Source organism: Dietzia sp. B44, assembly GCF_014145245.1.
GTDB classification, from domain to species: Bacteria; Actinomycetota; Actinomycetes; order Mycobacteriales; family Mycobacteriaceae; genus Dietzia; species Dietzia natronolimnaea.
In genome coordinates this window covers 7,995-9,887 of sequence record NZ_JAALEF010000512.1, presented here as the reverse complement: position 1 = coordinate 9,887, position 1,893 = coordinate 7,995, and the positions used below count along the sequence as shown (strand labels likewise).

The 1,893-nt window shown below is 59.0% G+C and carries 1 protein-coding gene; it reads left to right on the top strand.

Annotated features, from left to right (window positions below; translation table 11 throughout):
* Positions 1-12: 12 nt before the first annotated feature.
* Positions 13-1,893, top strand: a 1,881-nt coding sequence (gene pglX / locus G6017_RS15640) for a BREX-2 system adenine-specific DNA-methyltransferase PglX (RefSeq protein ID WP_347238035.1), incomplete at its 3' end; no start/stop codon positions are given.

Sequence of the window (1,893 nt, the reverse complement as noted above, 5' to 3'; positions counted from 1 at the left end):
GTCGAGGAGTTCATCCTTGATCGCACGCTGACCCCCGCGCTCAAGGAACACTCCCCCCGTCTTCCGTCGGTCGATGCAGAGGGTCGGACCGGGGCCGTGGACTTCAAGATCATCGACCCCACCTGCGGTTCAGGTCACTTCCTGCTCGGGGCGTTCGGTCGAATGCTGGACTATTGGCGAGCCGAGGCTCCCGGGGTTGAGCCAACTGAGCAGGTGCGCCTGGCGCTGTCCTCCATCCACGGGGTGGACATCAACCCGTTCGCTGTGGCGATCGCCCAGTTCCGCCTCATGGTGGCAGCACTCCGAGCGATCGGCGGGTCGAGTCTGCTTAGCGTGCCCGAGCTTCCGCTACAGGTGTACGCGGGCGACTCGCTGCTGTGGAGCGAAGACTCATACGGCCAGTCAGGGTTCGACTATGGGGATCTCTCCGTCGACCCGGATGTCGTCGCGAGTGGGGCCCACCTCCTAACGGAGGAGGTGTCGGCGCTGCGGCGAACGTTGGCGCGGGACCAATATGACGTGGTTGTGGGGAATCCGCCTTATATTGCGGTCAAGGATAAGGTGCTCAAAGCCCGGTACAAGAATCTGTACAGCAGTTGCCAAGGGCGGTGGGTTTTCACTGTTCCTTTCATGGAACAGTTTCACACCTTGGCTAAGTCTGGTGAATTTGACCCATCCCGAGCCGGCCTAATAGGGCAAATCACCTCAAACTCGTTCATGGCGCGAGAGTTCGGCGTGCCACTCATCGAGGAGTTCTTCCCACGAATCGACTTGCTCGAGGTCATCGATACCTCCCGCGCGTACATACCTGGACACGGAACCCCGACCGTGATGCTTGTGTCACGTAATCGCCGTCCGAGTGCTGCAACCGTTCGAGTAGTGATGGGGATTCAGGGCGAGCCGGGAGCCCCTGAGAATCCTGCGCAAGGGCTGGTGTGGCGCAGCATCGTCGAGCATATCGATACGCCGGGTTACGAGGACCAGTGGATCACAGTGGCAGACTTGGAAAGGGAAGTCCTCGGGGAGCATCCTTGGTCGTTGCAGGGTGGCGCGGCCCCGGCGGCATTGAGGAAGATGAATTTATCCACCCGCTCTTCCCTTGGGGCTGAGACTGACAGTGTCGGCATCACTTCATTTACGCTTGAAGATGCCTTTTATGTGAAGGATCGCGCTGCGATGCTTCGCGGGGGCAATAAGTACTTCCGACCTATGGTGACTGGTAGTCAGGTGAGAGACTTTGGGTACGGCGAATTAAAGGTCGCCCACTTCCCGTATCTGGAAGACTTGAAGCCAGTCGAAATCGACCTCGAACCAGATGAACTTGTTTCCTACTGGCCGTACCGAACCTGCCTTTCGCGGAGCATTATGTTTAACGGAAAATCTAAAGCTGACAACGGACTGAAGTGGACTGAATACGGTCGGCTCACTAGCGGGAAGCTGCGGGTTCCTCTTTCACTCACGTTTGCGGAGGTGGCGACTCATAACCACTTCGTGCTGGATCGCGGCGGAAAGGTCTTTAAGCAAACCGCGCCGGTGATTAAGTTGCCGGAGGGGGCGAGTGAGGACAGTCACCTTGAGCTGTTGGGGGTTCTGAACTCGTCGGCAGCATGTTTTTGGCTACGACAGAACTGCCATCAGAAAGGAGGGGGTGGTCACGGTGGTGGGGCTGCGGATCAACCGTGGTCTCACACGTATCAGTACAACGGCACCACTGTCGGCGATTTCCCGCTTCCCGCGGGTTCTGCTTTGGAGCGTGCTCGGCGAATCGATCAGCTTTCGCAGGAACTGGCTGCAGTCGAGCCCGCTACGCTGCTTGAGGATTCTGCTCCCTCGGCGGAGTTGTTCGCCCGCGGCGAGGCGGAATGGGAGCGCATCCGTGGGCTGATGATCGCC